Consider the following 19,839-nt stretch of genomic DNA (forward strand, 5'->3'; position numbering starts at 1 on the left):
AAGAAGGGAGAAGCCTACGACTACTGGGTTGATGTAGATACAGGTTTGGTCGTGAAAGAATTGTATTTAAGTGATGACTATAAAATTGGTGGCGATGAGAGTACGTCATATCTAGCCTCCAACTCTATCGATGGTGAACGGATATTCCCAGCTTCTGATGAAGAACAATTTGTTCTAACTTAAAGTAACCTAGTCACACGGCTGGTTTTTTTGTCTATGAATTTAATAGACAATTGCAGGAAGAGGGAGATTAGATAACATGGGTGCTTCAGAAAGAAGGATGAATCTTGAAAGCACATAAATACACACTCTATGGCATTGCGGCCATTCTCTTGTGGAGTAGCGTGATAGGCGTTGCTCGAAAGGTCGCGGAACAACTTGGGCCTATTGGTGGAGCGGCCAGTATTTATACGGTCGCTACGATCATTTTAATGTTTGTTGTCGGCAGTCCAAAGTTGAAAACGCTATCTAAGCGGTATGTCATTGTTGCTGGTGGTCTATTTGCAGCCTATGAGGTGTGCTTATCTTTAGCCATAGGCATGGCCAATGATAGGCAACAAGCACTGGATATGGCAGTGATAAACTACCTATGGCCTGCACTAACGGTGCTGATCGCGGTAATTAGCAGTAGCAAGAAAACTAACCCTTGGGTATACCCAAGTGTGGTGCTTGCCTTTATTGGTGTTGCATGGGCGATTACTGGCGATCAATCACTCTCTTTCAGCCAGTTAACTGAGAATGTACAAAGCAACCCTGCAACCTATGCAATGGCGTTTATCGGAGCCTTCCTATGGGCGATCTACTGTAATATTACCAAGCGCCTTTCAAATGGTAAGAATGCGATTACTTTATTCTTTGCCATGACTGCTGTTGTACTGTGGATCCACTATGGCTTAAGCAGTGAGCCTGCTATCTCTCTAAATCTAGAGTCGAGCTTCTATTTGTTACTTGCTGCCATGATCATGGCGAGTGGTTATGGGCTATGGAACAGCGGTATCATGAAAGGCAACATGCTACTTCTTGCTACCTTGTCCTACTTTACACCTATCTTCTCTACTTTATTTTCTTCAATTATCTTGGGTGTCGCACTATCTGGTAGTTTTTGGCAGGGTGTTGTTATGGTTGTGGTTGGCTCACTGGTGTGCTGGAGAGTAACTAAATAACCCTAAAGATAAGAGTGAGCTTTGCTTACTGACAGGTGTGCACTCTTTTAGAACTATAGAGCTCAATAACTATATAAATGAAAGTTGATGTGATCATTAATGGTTCATAACCACAAAGGGAAATCAAAACTACATCAGTCAGTTAAGCTCGCAACAGACCCTGAACAGGTGTGTTAGCTTTTGGTAACACCGAAACCAATAACTATATTTATGAAATGGTTAATGATCATAAATGATAGTTTAGGTGCTGATATGGATAGATCTATAGCACCTGAATAGGTCTATACCTTTTTGTAATGTGGGAATCCAATAACTATATAAATGGTAATTATAGTGATCATTTTTTAGTGGTTGATGTATAAAAAAAGGCTCACCAAATAATGGTAAGCCTTTTTAATTCAGATGCTTAAACTAATTTATATTAGTTCATGCCGTATTTTTTAAGTTTCTTACGAAGAGTACCACGGTTGATACCCATCATAGATGCAGCGCGAGTTTGGTTGCCGCGAGTGTATTGCATGATCATGTCTAGTAGTGGTTGTTCAACCTCAGCTAGTACTAGTTCATAAAGGTCGTCTACATCCTGACCATTTAATTGTGCAAGATAGTTTTTTACTGAAACTTTTACTGAGTCGCGAAGTGGTTTTTGCGCGATTTGGTCTTGAGCAGTTACAGTGGTAACCGTTAGTGCTTCAGAAGTCAGGTTTTGTTCGAACATATTCAGTCTAGCTCTTCTCGTAATTATGATGCAACCATATCCCTATCAATGATAGGAATTGAAATACTCTTCTAATGCATCTAATTGCTCTTGAGCAACTTCGATTGCATTAAAGATACGGCGAAACTCACGCGCTTGTTCATGCTCTTTTAGATACCAACCCACATGCTTTCTTGCAATGCGCGGACCTAAGAACTCACCATAAAATAGATGAAGTTCATGAACGTGACCAAGCATGATGTCTTTCACTTCCTGCATAGGAGGTTCAGGCATCGTGGTGCCGTTTTCTAAATAATGTTGGATTTCTTGGAAAATCCATGGACGACCTTGGGCAGGGCGACCAATCATCAAGGCGTCTGCACCGGTAAACTCCAGTACATGCTTCGCTTTTTCAGGACTATCTATATCGCCATTGGCAATAACAGGTATCGAAATAGCTTGCTTAACCGCTTTGATGCTTTCGTATTCTGCCTCACCCTTGTACATACAAGTACGCGTCCTACCATGTAAGGCGAGAGCTTGTATGCCACAGTCTTCGGCCATTTTAGCGATTTCGACACAGTTCTTATGTTCTGTATCCCAACCGGTTCGAGTTTTTAGTGTCACAGGGACATCTACAGCATTTACTACCGCTTTCAGAATTTGTTGAACAATCTCTGGATGCTTAAGTAGTGCTGAACCGGCTAGTTTTTTATTCACTTTTTTAGCTGGGCAACCCATATTGATATCGATGATTTGAGCACCACTATCAACATTAAACTGCGCTGCCTCTGCCATTAACTTTGGATCCGATCCTGCAATCTGTACTGAGCGAATGCCCGATTCACCTTCATGTACTCTTCGTTGCAGTGATTTCGATGTGTTCCATGTTTTAGGGTTGGCTAGCATCATTTCACTGACAGCCATACCAGCGCCATATCGTAGACACAACTCTCTAAACGGTCTGTCCGTAACGCCAGCCATAGGTGCTACAATCAAATTGTTCTTAAGTTGGTAATTTCCGATTTTCAAATCATGGTCACATTATTAACAGCAAGGGCGCGCATTTTACGCATTTTTTTGGCTTGTGAAAAGCCTAATATTTGAGCATTTTAAAAAATATTCTATAATTCGAATGTTTTTTGCTCAAATTTTGATGTGTCTCAACTAGTGTGCTTTTTTCCAGAGATACGACACCACTCTTGCATCTCTGCAATAGGTGCAATATCGAACTGATCTCGGTAATAGTTAGCAACATCTTCGGCTTGAGTATCAAGCACACCAGACATAGCTAGCTCGCCTTCATCTTTAACGAGAGACTTAATAACACCAGAAAGATCACGCAAAGGACCCGCTAAAATATTAGCGACAACCACATCAGCGATTAGGTTTTCAGGCTGATCTTGCGGTAGGTACAACTCAAGTTGGTCTTTCACACCATTGCGTTCGGCATTCGCTTTCGATGCGATGATCGCTTGTGGATCAATATCGATCCCAACTACCTTCTTGGCACCTAGTTTGATCGCTGCGATCGCAAGGATGCCCGAACCACAACCAAAGTCGATTACTGTTTTTCCTTCAAGATCTAGCCCTTCTAACCACTCTAAACAGAGAGAAGTAGTTGGGTGTGTGCCTGTACCAAAAGCTAAGCCAGGGTCAAGCATAACATTGACTGCGTCAGGCTCTGGGATCTCACGCCAGCTAGGGCAAACCCACAGACGCTCACCAAACTTCATTGGGTGGAAATTATCCATCCATTCGCGTTCCCAGTCTTTGTCTTCAAGTTGCTCAACTTTATGTGCGAAGCCTTGCTCTAGAAGGTTGCTAGCAGCCATTTGCTCTAGAATCCACTGTGTATCTGCTTCTGCATCGTACAGGGCTAAGATGTCGGTTTCGCCCCAAAGACGAGTTTCACCCGGTAGAGGCTCAAATACAGGGGTATCTTTAGCATCAAGGAAGGTCACGGAAAGGGCACCGGTTTGCTCCATCAACATATCGCCGATTTGCTCGGCATTTTTGTCAGTGGCGTTAAGTTTGATTTGAATCCAAGGCATGGAGTTCACTCTGAGTATTAATAATTGGCGTGGATTTTAGCAGTAAATTTAACCAACTTCATCTACGTAAACAAAAAGGGTCAGAACCAGCATGACTGGTTCTGACCCTTTTTAATAAGTATTAAAACTTATTGTAGGCCGAGCTTCTTCTCAAGGTAGTGGATGTTTGCTCCACCGTGCTGGAAGTTCTCATCATTCATGATTTCTAGTTGAAGAGGGATATTAGTCTTAATACCTTCAACAATCATTTCACTCAATGCATTTTTCATGCGGGCGATCGCAACATCACGGTTTTCACCATAGGTGATTAGCTTACCAATCATTGAATCGTAATGAGGTGGTACTGTGTAGCCCGTGTAAATATGAGATTCCCAACGAATGCCCATGCCGCCAGGAGCATGGAAGCGTTCAATCTTGCCTGGGCAAGGTAGGAAGCGCACTGGATCTTCAGCATTGATACGACACTCAATAGAGTGGCCACGTAGCTTGATATCATCTTGAGTGAAAGATAGAGGCTGGCCTGCAGCAACGCGTAGTTGCTCTTTGATTAGGTCAACGCCTGTAACCATTTCAGTTACTGGATGCTCTACCTGAATACGGGTGTTCATTTCAATGAAGTAGAACTCGCCATTTTCGTATAGGAACTCAAAAGTACCTGCACCACGGTAGTTGATTTCAAGACAAGCACGAGTACAGCGCTCACCAATGTATTTACGCATGTCGTCAGTGATGCCTGGAGCTGGAGCTTCCTCAACAACCTTCTGATGACGACGCTGCATAGAACAGTCACGCTCACCAAGGTGAATAGCGCCGCCTTGACCATCAGCAATAATCTGCACTTCAACGTGACGAGGGTTTTCTAGGAATTTCTCCATATAAACCATATCGTTGTTGAAGGCTGCTTTTGCTTCCGCACGAGTCATAGCAATCGCTTCGATTAGCTCTGGCTCAGAGCGAACCACACGCATACCACGACCGCCGCCGCCGCCAGACGCTTTGATGATTACTGGGTAGCCAATGCGTTTAGCGTGGGCTTTGTTGGCTGTTTCGTTGTCGTCCAAAGGACCGTCAGAACCAGGAACACAAGGTACGCCTGCTTTTTTCATTGCATTGATAGCAGCAACTTTGTCACCCATGATGCGAATGGTTTCCGCCTTAGGGCCAACAAAGATGAAACCTGACTTCTCTACTTGCTCTGCAAAGTCAGCATTCTCCGATAAAAACCCATAACCTGGGTGAATCGCCACAGCACCAGAAACTTCTGCTGCTGAGATGATACGCGGAATGTTCAGGTAGCTGTCGATACCACGAGCAGGACCGATACAGATAGACTCGTCGGCTAATAGAACGTGTTTAAGATCACGATCAGCGGTTGAGTGCACGGCTACGGTTTTAATACCTAGCTCTTTACATGCGCGAAGGATACGAAGCGCAATTTCGCCTCGGTTCGCGATGACTAATTTGTCTAGCATAATATCGACCTCTATTATTCGATAACGATAAGCGGTTGGTCGAACTCTACTGGGCTACCGTCTTCAGTAAGGATTGCTGTTACAACACCAGACTTGTCAGCTTCGATTTGGTTCATCATCTTCATCGCTTCTACGATACAGATAGTTTCGCCAGCTGTTACTGATTGGCCTATTTCAACAAATGGTTTTGTATCAGGACCTGGTGCACGGTAGAAAGTACCTACCATTGGAGAAAGAACTTTGTGACCCGGTGCTTCTACTGGAGCTGGAGCCGCTTCAGCTACTGCAGGAGCAGCTGCTGGAACTGGAGCTGCAACTGGAGCAGGCGCAGCTGCATATTGAATTGGAGCTACAGGTGCATTGCCGTGGCGGCTGATGCGCACAGATTCTTCACCTTCAGAAATTTCTAGCTCAGCAATTCCTGATTCTTCTACAAGTTCGATTAGTTTTTTTATTTTGCGAATATCCATGATTCTTCTCTTGTCTTGTGTGTGGCCTCTCGCATTCGTCGAGACGGCTCAGATTTATTATGCCTGTAGCTGCTCAATAGCTGCAGACAGTGCGAATTTGTAACCTTGTGCTCCTAGTCCACATATCACGCCAACTGCTTTATCTGAAAGATATGAGTGGTGACGAAATGGCTCTCGGGCATGTACGTTAGATAAATGAACCTCTATAAACGGAATACTTACCCCAAGTAGTGCGTCTCTTAGGGCGACACTAGTGTGGGTAAATGCGGCTGGATTGATGATAATAAAATCAATCGTTCCCATTGCTGCGTGGATAGCTTCAATTAACTCATATTCTCGATTCGATTGAACATGAGTGAGTTCTACATCCAATTGCTCTGCTTGCTTGTGCAGGTTATTGACTATGTCATTTAATGTAGCGTGACCGTAAACCTCAGGCTCTCGTTTACCGAGTAGATTTAGATTTGGGCCATTCAGGAGTAGAACGCGTGATTTTGTCGCCATCTTGTCGCTATCTTCCGTAATTGTGAGTTGTTCACTATTGCCTTTAATTATTTTACGAATCCTGAAGAATTTCCAGTCAGATTTCTGTAAAAAAGCAAATTAGCGCATGATTATAGCTAATTCAACGAAATTAACAGCAATTTACTGGTCTAATCACAGGTGGTGAGAGATAGTTTAGCGACGATTTAATGTTGGCATAATGTTAAATCGACTAAATAGCTCTCACCTAATGAATCTAGGCTAACTGTCTATTTTCATTATGTTTAATTTATAACCGTGTTTAAACAAAAAAGCCGTCACGATGTGACGGCTAATGATTTTGAAGTAAGTGGTTAAACCAGTTCACCTTTCTCTGAAATGAGTTTTTCAACCACACTTGGGTCTGCCAAAGTGGAGGTATCACCCAGATTACTGGTATCACCTGTTGCGATTTTCCTTAGTATTCTTCGCATGATCTTACCTGAGCGAGTCTTAGGAAGAGAGTCAGTCCAGTGCAAAGTATCAGGTACTGCAATAGGACCAATTTCTTTACGAACCCAATCCTTCACCTCTTTGTGTAGTTCAGCACTTGGATATTCACCCGCATTTAGGGTGATGTAAGCGTAAATGGCCTGCCCTTTGATATCGTGGGGAACGCCAACAATCGCCGCTTCGGCAATCTTATCGTGTGCTACTAGGGCTGATTCTAGCTCTGCAGTACCCATGCGGTGACCTGAAACATTGAGTACATCATCCACACGGCCGGTAATCCAGTAATACCCGTCTTCATCTCGTCTTGCCCCATCACCCGTAAAGTACATGCCCTGGAAGGTTGAGAAGTAGGTTTGTTCAAAACGGTCATGATCACCATATACAGTGCGCATTTGACCAGGCCAAGAATCAAGAATGACTAGGTTACCTGAAGCCTCGCCCTCAATGACGTTACCCATATTGTCCACAAGTGCTGGTTGTACACCAAAGAATGGGCGAGTTGCTGAACCTGGTTTTAGCTCAGTAGCGCCTGGTAGTGGAGTGATCAATATTCCACCTGTTTCGGTTTGCCACCATGTATCCACTATTGGGGATTTTGCGTCGCCTATAGTGTTGTAATACCATTCCCACGCTTCAGGGTTAATGGGCTCACCCACCGAGCCCATGATACGCAGACTACTACGATTTGTGCCTTGGATTGCTTCGTCACCTTTTGCCATTAATGCTCGAATAGCGGTTGGAGCCGTATAGAGAATGGTCACTTGATGCTTGTCGACGACCTCACTCATGCGACTGGTATTTGGGTAATTTGGCACGCCCTCAAATAGGATTGTTTTCGCGCCATTGGCCAAAGGTCCATATACCAAATAAGAGTGGCCAGTGATCCAACCTACGTCAGCGGTACACCAGAATACATCTTCCGGTTGGTAATCAAACACGTATTTAAAGGTCATCGTGGCATACACTAGGTAACCACCAGTGGTGTGAAGTACACCTTTTGGCTTGCCGGTAGAGCCGGAGGTGTACAAGATAAAGAGTGGATCTTCAGCATTCATTTCTTCTGGTGGGCAATTGGCATCAACACTGGCCACGGCATCATGCCACCAAACATCAACATCAGCATTCCAATCAACATCAGCACCGGTACGTTGGAATACAATCACTTTGCTAATGGTAGTAACATTCGGGTTACGTAGTGCTTCGTCCACATTTTTCTTCAGCGGGACGGCACGACCACCACGAACTCCTTCATCGGCAGTAACAACCACTTTTGCATCAGAGTCATCAATACGACCAGCAAGCGCCTCTGGAGAGAAACCACCAAATACGACAGTGTGTACCGCGCCAATTCGCGTACAGGCGAGCATTGCAACAGCAGCCTCAGGCACCATTGGCATGTAAAGACAGACTACATCGCCTTTTTTAACCCCTTGAGCTTTTAACGCGTTAGAGAATAAACATACTTCTTTATGCAGTTCATTGAACGTAAGCGTTTTGTCATCGGCAGGATCATCACCTTCCCAAATGATAGCCACTTCATCACCACGCTCAGCTAAATGACGGTCGATACAGTTCGCTGACACGTTCAATGTGCCGTCTTCAAACCATTTGATACCGACGTGGCCTGTATCAAATGAGGTTTCCTTTACCTTAGTGAAGGGTTTAATCCAGTCGACGATCTTGCCATGCTCTGCCCAGAACTGTTCTGGGTTTTGAACGGACTGTTGATACATGCTTAGGTAGGTATCGTTGTCTGCATGGGTTACTGATTTGATATTTTGTTTAACCGGATAAATGTGGGCTTCACTCATTACTGATCTCCTTGTGAACTCTGTCGCTATTCGTTGTGACAGTCGCTCAATATCTGACGGTCTGTTTGGCATTTCGAGGTAACGGTTATAACTGTCTATTACCTGCGGAATTTCCACAATTAGACTTTAGGATGAGAAGGTAACTATCGCTGTGAAATTAAAGGGTTATTTCGATAACTGAGAGCTAAATCGCTACTTGATATGCGGCATATTGAGATTTGGAAGGTCACCTTTAGTGAGACGAACGAATACCAGTGCCGCAGTAATCGCATCTTGAAGCGCGTTGTGTTGATCACGTATAGGTAAGTCTAAATGTCGACAAATGGCTTCTAGGCTCAGGTCGAAATAGGCATTTTGTAAATGCTTTTCGAGTTTCTCCTGATAGATATGACTGACCTCTATGATGGTATTAGGAAGAGGAAACCCAAAATGTTTCTTGAACGCGATATCTAGAATTCGTTTATCGTAGCGAATGTGGTAACCCACGATGGAGCGGTTACCAATAAAATCGAGTAATTGCAGTAAAGCTTCTTTTTCTTCAAGCCCATCGCCAAGATCTTGATGGCGAATTTGATGCACTTTGATTGAATTCTCATCCAATGATTGGGGCGCCTTGAGTTTCACATGAAAAGGAGTGCTAGTAATGATGCGATTGTTGATTATTTTAGTAGCTGCAATCGTCACAAGTTCAGCCCTTGTTGGTTCTAGGCTGGTGGTTTCGCAGTCTATAGACACATATTCATCGCTATCACATTCTGAAAATAGCGATTGATAAGGTGAATCCTTTAGCTTCCAGTGCCAGTAATGTCTGATTAGCCAGTTCATAGTCAGTCTCTGATCTGGTAGTGGTAACTAAGGAACTGCTTAAACTTTTTCACGACATGCAGACTGTGTCTGAGTAGGTCTCGCTCGGTTCTATCGAGTGAATTAAGATCTAAGTTGTTGGATGAGTCTTGATGAGCCAATTGTTGTGCAAGGCGTAGCTTGAAGAAGAGCTTCAAGGATTCACTGAGATTATCGGCGGTGTCATCTTCTAGGCAGCCTAATTCATGTAAGGCTTCGATTCGTTCAAAGGTATTACGTTGGCGGAGATTGTGCTCAAGTGCAAGAGTGCGAATGCCATGGACAATAGAGAATATCCCCCCTTGCTTGATGTCGAGTCCTTCTTTGCGTGCTTTGACATTACCAAATAGAGTTAAAGGTACCGAGAATTGTAGAGCAGGCCTAACAAAGTCAGAAAGGGTGAGCATCCGGCCAGTTAGAGTATCGTGCAGTGAGTTGAGAACGGGCTCTACCAAAACCTTATTACCCGCAACCGGCAAAGCATCCGAAAAGATGGCCAGTTGCATCACTGAATCCGCATTACTCACTTCAATCCATTTAGCCACTTTTTTCTTCCATTCACTTTGGCTAGAGACCCAGAGCTGATTATTGACCATCACCTTTCCGGGGCAAAGAGGGTAACCAAGCTCCAGTAGGGTCTCGGTGAATTTTTCCATTGTTTCGCTACATTCAGGCCAATCAAATCCATCTTCAAGGATCAGGGCGTTATCTTGATCTGTTTTTAGAACCTGTTCTCCTCGTCCTTCCGAACCAAGAACAAGTAGGCAACAATGCTGTTGTGCATCTTTGGGAACGACTAATTGGAATGCTTTCTCTATGATCTGTTCATTGAGCACAGAAATTAACTCCATGATAAATCGAGTGCGGATGCCATTGATCAGCAGGCTTTTAACAAAATCATGTTGCCTTTGAGAAGCCTGTGCTAATTCATCGATATTCTTAGCGCGAGCAATGCTTAAACTGAGAACGTGAGAATGAGAAGAGAAAGCACTTAGGATTTGAGTCAGGTCTAGCATTCCTACCGCGTGTTTTTCGTTGACCACCATTACTCGTTTCATCTTGTTTCTCGTCATGGTGAGCATGGCATTAAAGACAAAATCACCCTCATGCACCTCAAATACAGGAAATGTTGATATGTCGGACACTGGCGTTTGCATGCTTTTCTCTTCAAGCACTAAAGAATGCAAAAGGTTGGTGCGTGTAACAATGGCATAGGGGGATTGATTAGGGTGCTCTTGCAAGCGGGGGTCGGCCTCAGAGAGCTTTACTAAGGCTGCATCGATATCGTCATTATTCAATAGAATGGTGGCTTCTTTTATTGAAATATCTGGGAGCAACACTAATGGAGGGTGATAGATAGAGTCATCGACTTTGGTGAGAATGAATTCAGCCAAATTTTGTTGCTTTTTAGCGTCTTTGATGAGCTGTTGGCGTTTGGATAGACTGCTATCGAAGTATTCGGCAAATGACGAATTACTATTGAATAAAGAGAGAAAAACCTCACTTGGCAGCAGGTAGCACAATACATCCTCAAGTGCGACGTATTGATGACGCACTTTCCCTTCAAATAATGAGCGCACATCAAATAAATCGTCGTGACCGTAATGAGCAAAGATCTCTTGCTGGTAATTTTCTTCGACCGAGCCTTTTATCAGCACGAATAAGTGTGTCGTTGATTGTCCAGCGTCGAGCAGAACATCGCCAGTTCGAAAGTAGGCGATATCTAACGATGTCTTTAACTGCTCTACCTCCTGAGGAGTGAGGCGGTCAAAAGGAGGGTGCTGTGTATTAAATTTTTCAGGCATGAAGACTTAATCCTTTGGCGACAAACCCTAACCCTACTAGTGTGACAAATCCTCAAATAAGCTCCAGACGACTTTGGTCTAATAAGGAAAAGGTGAAATTGAAGTTATCCCTTTTTATTCCATTAGGTTCACTTCATAATTGCCGCGAGTATTGCTTAATCTAGGACAGTTTGATGTTGAAACCCTCTCCATACGCGTGGCTATCTCAGTATTTTCTGGGATTCTTTTTTGCCTATGGCGTTTATCTCCCATTCTGGGCACTTTGGTTTAAAGACCAAGGGGTTTCTGCCTCAGATATCGGCCTGCTGCTTGGTATAGCCTTTGCTACCCGATGCGCCGCAAACCTTATTATTACTCCTCGCATTCATAAAGTTGAACACTTGATACCCGCTCTTCGGGTACTCAGTCTAGCTTCGCTCGTTTTCATAGCATTTCATCTTTTTACGGGGGGAAGTTTCTGGCTAATGGCTGTGGCTACCATACTCTTTAATGCCTGTTGTGGGCCAGTTATTCCTATTTCTGATGCAATGGCCAATCACTACGCTCGTCTGAAGATGCTCGACTATGGTCGAACTCGTTTATGGGGTTCGATAGCCTTTATTGCGGGTTCAACAGTCGTCGGTTTCCTTGTTGCTCAATTTGGCATTGATTTCATCGTGTATACCGCTTTGGCTGGCATTGCGTTTTCTATCGTGGCGTCAATGCGCAATCCCAATCCAATGCCTGTAACGCAAGGGAACGTGCAATCAGTTAGACCTAAGCTCAGTAGCTTGCTACGCGAATGGTCAGTGATTAAGTTCATTGGTTTGATTGCACTAATTCAAGGGAGCCATGCTGCTTATTACGGTTTTAGTACTATCTACTGGAAAGATGCTGGTTACAGTGCCGATATCATTGGTTACCTATGGAGCCTTGGTGTTGTTGCTGAGGTGTGTATCTTTGCTTTCAGCAATCGATGGTTTGGTAAATGGACATTGCGCTCTCTATTCTTAGTGGCTTCTGTTGGCGTTATTGTACGTTGGGGTCTAACCGCATCAACTACCATGTTATTTGCATTGATTCTTATTCAGTTGCTACACGGTGTTACCTTTGCACTAGCACATATTGCAGCAATTCGTTATATCCAAGATGCAGAGCAACATAAGATGGTAGCACTGCAAGCACTCTACAACGCGATACCTCTTGGTATTGTAATGGCGACGATGACGGCGCTTAGTGGTTGGGGCTATGAGCTTTGGGGGGCAAATGTCTTCTGGGTTATGGCCAGTATGGGTGTGTTAGCCATGTTTGTTAAATTGGACCCTCAGAAAGGGAATGTTGAAGAAGTGGGGATTGAACCACAAAAACAAGCTAACTAATTGAGCTACAAAGCGATCTTTGACTAGTCTTATAGCATCTAAACTTACGCGTTCTTGAGAATAGACCATAGGTTAGATGTATTCAAAACTAAGGCTGGTTAAGGATTGTTTATGCAAGGATGGGTTGTCGTTCCCGCATCGCTGCTCTATTTAGTACTGCTTTTTTTAGTAGCATGGTACGGGGACAAACGTCCGCAGTGGTTAGCCTCATGGCGCCCTTGGATTTATAGCCTTTCTATTGCGGTTTATTGCACCTCTTGGACTTTTTTTGGCACCGTAGGCCAAGCCGCCAACAACCCTTGGGCATTTCTGCCCGTCTATCTTGCCCCAATTATCGTATTTGTCTTTTTCTGGCGCGTATTGGCACGCATGATCTTAGTGGCAAAGCGCGAACACATTAACTCGATTGCTGACTTCATCGCTGCTCGCTATGGCAAATCTCAAGGCTTGGCAGTATTCGTTACCTTAATATCCGTAGTCGGTATATTGCCATATATCGCATTGCAGATGCGCGGCATTATGATGGGGATTGAACTTGCCGCTCCAGAAGTATTAGGGGAGGAAGGGAATCAAAAGTATCTTGTTTCTTGGTTGATGGTGGCAGCCCTTGCTACCTTTACCGTGCTATTTGGTACTCGCCATATTGATAACACCGAGCATCATCGAGGGATGATGATGGCCATTGCTTTTGAATCTATAGTAAAGCTGGTGGCTTTTTTGTTTGTTGGCTTATTCGTTATGTTTGTGGTGCTACAGCGAACGGATATAGAGCTCTGGCAAGCGGCAAAGCAAACCTATGAATCACCTAATATACCTACCTTATTGATACATACCCTTTTGACCATGATGGCTATCTTTTGTCTTCCTAGGCAGTTTCATACCACAGTGGTTGAAAATGAGCGTGCTCATGATTTGCATACCGCAAGGCGAGTTTTTCCTGCCTATTTGATGCTGATGGGGCTATTTGTGCTTCCTATCGCCTGGGTGGGTTCTAGCTTATTACCTGGAAGCCCAGCAGATAGCTACGTCATCAGTTTACCGCTGGCATTAGGGGCTGATAGCGTTGCTTTATTTGCTTTTATTGGCGGTGTCTCAGCTGCAAGTGGCATGGTGATAGTGTCCACTATTGCCTTAGCTATCATGGTGTCCAATGACCTTGTTATGCCGCTGCTTCTGCGAAGAATGAAGTTGTCACAACACAACTTCAGGCATTTCTCTGGACGCTTATTAGTGATTCGCAGAATCCTGATTGTCATGTTGATCGTTGGTGCGTGGTTCTTTTATCAGGTGCTGGATAGCATCGGTAGTTTGTCTGCGATTGGCTTTCTTTCTTTTGCTGCTGTCACCCAGTTTGCACCAGCATTGTTGGGAGGAATGTATTGGCGACACGGCAATCGCAATGGGGTTTATGTTGGCTTGGTTGTAGGGTTTATTCTCTGGCTTGTTACTCTGATGAGTCAAACGGGCATTCTGGCGGGAGATGCAGGAACCAATGTTCTTATTTGGGTGATATCACCACCAGAATTATTGGCGAGTCTAGATATTAAAAACTCTGATTGGGGCATGCTGCTTAGTATCAGTGCCAATAGTGTGTGTTATGTGTTGGTATCGATATTGACGCGTCCTAACATTAGTGAGCGCTTACAATCAGCCGCTTTCGTTGGCTCACCATTGCCAGAGTCGGACAATATTAGCCTATATCAAAGTCGGGTTACTGTTGCTGAGTTGGAACTAGTCGCTTCTAAATTTGTTGGTAGACATAGGGTTCGCACTGCTTTCAACCAGTTTTGGAGTCAGCAAGAAGAGGTATTGATGCCCAATCAATACGCCCCTTCAACCTTGATTAGGCATACCGAGCGTGTGCTCGCGGGTGTGTTTGGTGCATCATCCGCTAAGTTAGTGCTCACTTCTGCCTTGCAAGGCAAAAACATGCAGCTTGAAGAGGTGGCGACTATAGTCGATGAGGCCTCAGAGCTGTATGACTTTAGTCGTAGTCTTTTACAAGGAGCCATTGAGCATATTGAGCAAGGCATAGCCGTTGTTGATAAACAACTGAGGCTAGTGGCATGGAATCAGCGTTACTTGGAGTTGTTTGAATTTCCTCCTGGGTTAATTCAAGTCGGCAGGCCTATTGCAGATGTGATTCGTTATAACGCAGAGAAGGGGCTGTGTGGGCCTGGAGATCCGGAGATTCATGTTCAGCGTCGAATTGAGCACCTACAAAGAGGCACTAGTCATACATCTTCTCGTCAACGTGCTGATGGGCGCGTTATCGAAGTGCAAGGCAATCCTATGCCCAGTGGCGGATTTGCAATGAGTTTCAGTGATATTACCGTTTACCGTCAGGCAGAGCAGGCACTAAAGGATGCGAATATTACCTTAGAAGAAAGGGTGCAAGAGCGAACTCATGAGTTGGAGCAATTGAATCGGAAATTGACGATTGCAACTCAGCGCTCAGAGCAAGAATCCCAATCTAAATCTCGCTTTCTTGCGGCTGTTAGTCATGACCTAATGCAGCCTTTAAATGCGGCTCGTTTGTTTACTTCATCATTGTCTGAGGTGGCAAAAGACGCTGAAACTCAGCAAGTGGCACGCCATATAGAAAGTGCAATGGAAGCGGCTGAAGTGCTGATCAGTGACCTATTGGATATCTCTCGTTTGGAATCTGGAAAACTAGAGGCTAAGGTGCAGCCCTTTGCTCTAAGTGAAGTATTGTTTAACCTAGATGCTGAGTTTGGTGTTATTGCTGAGGAGCAAGGCATCAACTTTAGAACGGTATCCACTTCGTTGTTTGTCGAGTCAGATCCAAAGTTATTACGCAGGGTAATCCAAAACTTCTTAACCAATGCTTTTCGCTACAGTCCTCAAGGAAAGGTTGTATTAGGATCGCGAAGAGAGGGGAACACTCTTTCTATTCAAGTTTGGGACAATGGCATTGGCGTCGAAGAAGACAAACAGCAATTGATATTTGAAGAGTTTACCCGCACCAATCAAATCCGTTCCGATAAAGGGCTTGGCTTAGGGCTCGCGATTTCAAAAGGGATAGCACAACTGTTAGGACACACAATATCACTGCGTTCTTGGCCCAGCAGAGGAAGCGTATTTTCTGTCACTGTACCACTGGCAAAGAAGGTGATTGCTGAAAAGAGTCCTTCAATGGAGCCTATTGTGACTGCGACTCCGCTCAGTAAATTGCGAGTGCTGTGTGTTGATGACGAAGTCTCTATTTTGGAAGGTATGGAGCATTTGCTGCAGCGCTGGGGGTGCGAGGTGAGATTGGCAACGGATCTAGAGCAGAGTCTGTTGCAATTGGATAACCATTGGCTACCTGATGTGATTCTTTCTGATTATCGTTTGGAAAATGGCAGAACAGGGCTGCAGGTATTGCAGCGCTTCAGACAGGTAATGGGGGCAGAGTTTAATGGCGTAATCATCAGTGCTGATAGAACGCCAGACATCATTGACGAGATTAAGAACGAAGGGTTTGAGTTTCTGCCTAAACCAGTTAAGCCATTAAAGCTTCGAACCCTTCTCAATAAATTTGAGCGTTATTTGTCTTCAGTAAATAGAGTTTCGTAAACCACAAAGGTGGTTTCAGTCTCTCCATAGTAGAGAGTATCTTCGGCCTGGATAGCAATTCGAAGATTCTTTGCTTCAATATTGTTCGCTGGCAAGGAGATAGCCCAGTTCCGCATATCTTGATTGGTAGGTGTCATCTCTACAGGTTGGCTCTCGCCATTTTCGGCCAATGCGACCTTTATACCCTGCAGCGGGAATTTGGATTTTAAGGTTAAATCTAAAGTGTCTGCAGTGAGCTTCTCTGAACGAAATTGCACCTTGAATTCACCATTTTCAAAATCACACAAACCACTGGTATAACGACAATTCGATTTGCTGATTAGTTTGTAGCTTTCGCCTTGTTTGGCTGCATGAGGTTTTTCACTCACAGCCATATCTATACCAAAATAAGTGATCACAGCCAATATAGGGGCAACCAGTAAAGCAACGATAAAGTGTTTGTTTTTGAACATTTTTGCATCCTAGCGACAATGTAAAATTCTAGAGAGAGAGTCTATGTTTTATGTTTGAAACTCTTTCTTTACAATACTCGACTTACTTTATTAAAAAAGCCCCCGAAGGGGCTTTTGTGGACTAGATTGGATAGATTGTACTAGTGATCTTGAGCTGAACCGGCTCCTGCTGGAACTCGAACATGCTCAACAAGGTCTTTTACTTCTTGTGGAGTCTCTGCTGTTACTTTAGATACAGCGAATGCCACGATGAAGTTGAAGGCTGCGCCAATTGCACCAAATGCATTAGGTTCAATGCCTAGGAACCAATTACTACCCCAGCTTTCTAGATATTTCCAATCCGCAACAAACAAGATGCCTTTGTGTTGGAAAACGTAGAATAGCGTGATACCGATACCTGCGATCATACCTGCAATCGCACCTTCCTTATTAATGTTTTTACTAAATATACCCATCATTAAGGCAGGGAAGATGGAGGAGGCGGCCAGACCAAATGCGAGGGCAACCGTACCGGCGGCAAAGCCCGGTGGGTTGAGTCCCAGATACCCCGCGACCCCAATTGCCACTGCCATAGATATCCGGCTAGCGAGCAGCTCTTTCTTCTCTGAAATGTTGGGGTTTATTACCCCTTTTATCAGATCGTGCGAGATGGAGGAGGAGATAGCCAGTAGTAAACCTGCCGCAGTAGATAGTGCCGCTGCAAGACCACCTGCTGCTACTAGGGCAATAACCCAGTTTGGTAGCTTAGCAATCTCAGGGTTAGCTAATACCATGATATCCCTATCTACTTTTAGCTCATTGGTTTCTGCGCTAGAAGTGTACTGAATCGCACCATCAGCATTTTTATCCTCAAAGCCTAGAAGACCGGTTTTCTCCCAGTTTCTAAACCAATCAGGACGCTCGTCATAGATAAGATTCTGACCAGAAGGAAGGTTTACTGTTTCCATTAGGTTTAGGCGAGCCATAGCCGCAACTGCTGGAGCTGTAGTGTATAGAATTGCAATGAACACTAGCGCCCAGCCTGCTGAGGATCGAGCATCACGCACTTTTGGCACGGTGAAGAAACGGATAATTACATGGGGTAGGCCCGCAGTACCGATCATCAGTGACATGGTATATACGAACATATTGAGGGTATCGCCCCGCACATGTGTCGTGTATTCAGTAAAGCCGAGTTCAGTCACCACCTGGTCAAGCCGGTCTAGCAAATAGACATCTGACCCCGTCATGGTACTACCCAACCCTATTTGAGGAAGAGCGTGACCGGTGAGTTGTAGAGAGATAAATACTGCTGGAATAGTGTAAGCAAGAATGAGTACGCAGTATTGAGCAATCTGGGTGTAAGTGATGCCTTTCATACCACCCATAACGGCATAGATGAATACAATACACATACCTACGCCAAGTCCAGTTGCATAGTCCACTTCAAGGAAGCGACCAAATGCAACACCGACGCCTTTCATCTGACCAATAACATAGGTTACCGATGCGATAATCAAACAAGCTACGGCTACAACGCGTGCTGTCTTAGAGTAAAAGCGTTCACCGACGAACTCAGGAACCGTGAACTTACCAAATTTACGAAGGTAAGGCGCGAGTAATAATGCCAGAAGTACGTAGCCACCCGTCCAGCCCATAAGGAATACTGAACCACCGTATCCCATAAAGGCGATTAGACCTGCCATGGAGATAAATGATGCTGCAGACATCCAGTCTGCGGCTGTTGCCATACCATTGGCGATCGGGTTCACCCCGCCACCGGCAACGTAGAACTCTTTGGTTGTGCCCGCTCGAGCCCATATTGCTATACCGATGTAGAGTGCGAAGGTCGCACCTACAACAAGGTATGTAATTGTCTTAAGATCCATCTTCGTAGCTCCTTATTCTTCTACGTTAAATTCACGGTCAATTCGACGCATTTTCCACGCATAGTAGAAAATAATACCCAAGAAACAGTAGATGGCACCCTGCTGTGCAAACCAGAAACCTAGCTTATAGCCACCGATTTGAAATTGATTGAGTTGATCCACAAATAAAATACCGCAGCCGAATGACACAACAAACCAGATAATCAATAGGCTAATCATGAGTCGAACATTCTTACTCCAATAGGCTTTAGCTCGTTCTTCATTTTCAAACGCCATTGCCGTCTCCTTACGCTCATTTGTTAATAAAATGTTTCAAGCATACGATAGCAGTGGGGTTGTAATAACTCATTTGAACTTTGGTCTTGATGATGATTTTAATAAAAAACATTAAAATCAGTGCTTTAAGTGTATTGAGCAGAAAAGTGTGAAGTGAGTTTTGTGCGGTATTAGCCAAAGGTCTAATACGAAATAAGGGAAATACTGGTTTTATTTACCAATTGAGAAGCTGTCTTAGTATCAAGACTCTACTTCTGATTGCTGAAGTAGGATAACAGCTTGAGTGCGATTGGTGACTCCAAGCTTGCGGAAAATAGCGGTCATGTGTGCTTTGATGGTTGCCACAGAGACATCAAGTTCATAGGCAATTTGCTTGTTCAGAAGCCCATCAGCTAGCATGGCCAAGACTTTGTACTGCTGTGGCGTAAGGGAGGCGAGCTTATCCGATATATCACTATATTGCTCGGCTTGCTTTGCCAGATCTGCTGGAAAGAACTGATCGCCACTGAGTACTTGATTGAGCGCATTAATAAGGCTTCGCATATCACTGGATTTGGGAATAAACCCAAAAGCACCATGACTTTTGACTTGGCTGACTACGGATGGCTCCTCGCTTGCAGAAATGACCACCACTGCGATGTCTGGAAATTCACTGCGCAACTGCATCAGTCCAGACATGCCATTTGCTCCTGGCATTTTTAAGTCTAAGAGAACTAGGTCTACGTCTTTTTGTTTACGAAGCAATTCAAGCAGAGTATCGAGTGATTCAGCTTCTAGAAGATTGGCTCCACTAATCGCCATGTGTACGGACTGAAACAGAGCGTTTCGAAACAGAGGATGATCATCCGCGATAACAATAGTGTAAGTGGCGTCCATATCACTTTTACCCAGTATTCATTAGTGGTTTAAGTGATTATTGATGGTTTTATTTTAATGAACAAGATTTGGTCACTAAAACTCTGAGTTGTATCGATATTTATGCGCTTAGGTGGATAAAACGCTCATCAATTGGTTTG

Annotated in this window: 17 protein-coding genes; 4 read left to right on the plus strand and 13 right to left on the minus strand. The window is 44.3% G+C overall.

Features of this window, described 5'->3' with window-relative positions:
* Positions 1 to 51: 51 nt before the first annotated feature.
* A complete protein-coding gene (locus OCU48_RS00770; protein ID WP_280176880.1) occupies positions 52 to 183 on the plus strand; it encodes a hypothetical protein in 132 nt (43 codons plus the stop codon).
* Between the two features lie 101 nt (positions 184 to 284).
* Positions 285 to 1,163 carry an aromatic amino acid DMT transporter YddG gene (gene yddG, locus OCU48_RS00775; RefSeq protein ID WP_141346529.1) on the plus strand — a complete coding sequence of 293 codons (879 nt, stop codon included), beginning with the start codon at positions 285 to 287 and terminating at the stop codon, positions 1,161 to 1,163.
* A 421-nt stretch (positions 1,164 to 1,584) separates the two neighbouring features.
* On the opposite strand, the gene fis is transcribed toward yddG, so the two are convergent.
* The 9 genes from fis to OCU48_RS00820 form a co-directional block, all read right to left on the minus strand.
* The gene (fis, locus tag OCU48_RS00780; protein ID WP_017027299.1) at positions 1,585 to 1,881 is read right to left on the minus strand and encodes a DNA-binding transcriptional regulator Fis; all 297 of its coding nucleotides are present in this window, start codon (positions 1,879 to 1,881) and stop codon (positions 1,585 to 1,587) included.
* A 45-nt stretch (positions 1,882 to 1,926) separates the two neighbouring features.
* Positions 1,927 to 2,892, minus strand: coding sequence for a tRNA dihydrouridine synthase DusB (gene dusB, locus OCU48_RS00785; protein WP_141346528.1), 966 nt, complete (start codon positions 2,890 to 2,892; stop codon positions 1,927 to 1,929).
* Between the two features lie 131 nt (positions 2,893 to 3,023).
* Complete coding sequence (gene prmA, locus OCU48_RS00790; RefSeq protein ID WP_141346527.1) at positions 3,024 to 3,914, minus strand: 50S ribosomal protein L11 methyltransferase; 891 nt, start codon at positions 3,912 to 3,914, stop codon at positions 3,024 to 3,026.
* A gap of 128 nt (positions 3,915 to 4,042) precedes the next feature.
* Positions 4,043 to 5,386, minus strand: coding sequence for an acetyl-CoA carboxylase biotin carboxylase subunit (gene accC, locus OCU48_RS00795; RefSeq protein ID WP_141346526.1), 1,344 nt, complete (start codon positions 5,384 to 5,386; stop codon positions 4,043 to 4,045).
* Between the two features lie 14 nt (positions 5,387 to 5,400).
* Positions 5,401 to 5,856, minus strand: a complete 456-nt coding sequence (gene accB, locus OCU48_RS00800; protein ID WP_141346525.1) for an acetyl-CoA carboxylase biotin carboxyl carrier protein — start codon at positions 5,854 to 5,856, stop codon at positions 5,401 to 5,403.
* A gap of 57 nt (positions 5,857 to 5,913) precedes the next feature.
* Positions 5,914 to 6,360, minus strand: a complete 447-nt coding sequence (aroQ, locus tag OCU48_RS00805; RefSeq protein ID WP_141346524.1) for a type II 3-dehydroquinate dehydratase — start codon at positions 6,358 to 6,360, stop codon at positions 5,914 to 5,916.
* 332 nt (positions 6,361 to 6,692) lie between these two features.
* On the minus strand, positions 6,693 to 8,642 hold the full coding sequence (gene acs, locus OCU48_RS00810) for an acetate--CoA ligase (protein WP_141346523.1): 1,950 nt from the start codon (positions 8,640 to 8,642) through the stop codon (positions 6,693 to 6,695).
* A gap of 192 nt (positions 8,643 to 8,834) precedes the next feature.
* On the minus strand, positions 8,835 to 9,467 hold the full coding sequence (locus OCU48_RS00815) for a 3'-5' exonuclease (RefSeq protein WP_141346522.1): 633 nt from the start codon (positions 9,465 to 9,467) through the stop codon (positions 8,835 to 8,837).
* A gap of 2 nt (positions 9,468 to 9,469) precedes the next feature.
* Complete coding sequence (locus tag OCU48_RS00820; RefSeq protein ID WP_141346521.1) at positions 9,470 to 11,290, minus strand: DUF294 nucleotidyltransferase-like domain-containing protein; 1,821 nt, start codon at positions 11,288 to 11,290, stop codon at positions 9,470 to 9,472.
* Between the two features lie 173 nt (positions 11,291 to 11,463).
* Here OCU48_RS00820 and OCU48_RS00825 point away from each other — a divergent pair, with 173 nt between their 5' ends.
* On the plus strand, positions 11,464 to 12,648 hold the full coding sequence (locus OCU48_RS00825; RefSeq protein ID WP_141346520.1) for a 3-phenylpropionate MFS transporter: 1,185 nt from the start codon (positions 11,464 to 11,466) through the stop codon (positions 12,646 to 12,648).
* A gap of 1,929 nt (positions 12,649 to 14,577) precedes the next feature.
* A complete protein-coding gene (locus tag OCU48_RS19710) occupies positions 14,578 to 16,227 on the plus strand; it encodes a hybrid sensor histidine kinase/response regulator (protein ID WP_420719109.1) in 1,650 nt (549 codons plus the stop codon).
* Here OCU48_RS19710 and OCU48_RS00835 read toward each other — a convergent pair.
* The 4 genes from OCU48_RS00835 to OCU48_RS00850 all read right to left on the minus strand — a co-directional run bounded on the left by OCU48_RS00835 (position 16,197) and on the right by OCU48_RS00850 (position 19,699).
* A complete protein-coding gene (locus OCU48_RS00835; RefSeq protein ID WP_141346518.1) occupies positions 16,197 to 16,679 on the minus strand; it encodes a hypothetical protein in 483 nt (160 codons plus the stop codon). The two genes, OCU48_RS19710 and OCU48_RS00835, sit on opposite strands and share 31 nt — an antisense overlap.
* Before the next feature lie 140 nt (positions 16,680 to 16,819).
* On the minus strand, positions 16,820 to 18,547 hold the full coding sequence (locus OCU48_RS00840; RefSeq protein WP_141346517.1) for a sodium:solute symporter family protein: 1,728 nt from the start codon (positions 18,545 to 18,547) through the stop codon (positions 16,820 to 16,822).
* Positions 18,548 to 18,559: 12 nt separating this feature from the next.
* The gene (locus tag OCU48_RS00845) at positions 18,560 to 18,823 is read right to left on the minus strand and encodes a DUF4212 domain-containing protein (protein WP_141346516.1); all 264 of its coding nucleotides are present in this window, start codon (positions 18,821 to 18,823) and stop codon (positions 18,560 to 18,562) included.
* A gap of 240 nt (positions 18,824 to 19,063) precedes the next feature.
* Positions 19,064 to 19,699: a response regulator transcription factor gene (locus OCU48_RS00850; protein WP_141346515.1), complete on the minus strand. Its 636-nt coding sequence runs from the start codon at positions 19,697 to 19,699 to the stop codon at positions 19,064 to 19,066.
* Positions 19,700 to 19,839 lie beyond the last annotated feature (140 nt).

This window comes from Vibrio inusitatus (assembly GCA_024346935.1).
Classification (GTDB): domain Bacteria; phylum Pseudomonadota; class Gammaproteobacteria; order Enterobacterales; family Vibrionaceae; genus Vibrio; species Vibrio inusitatus.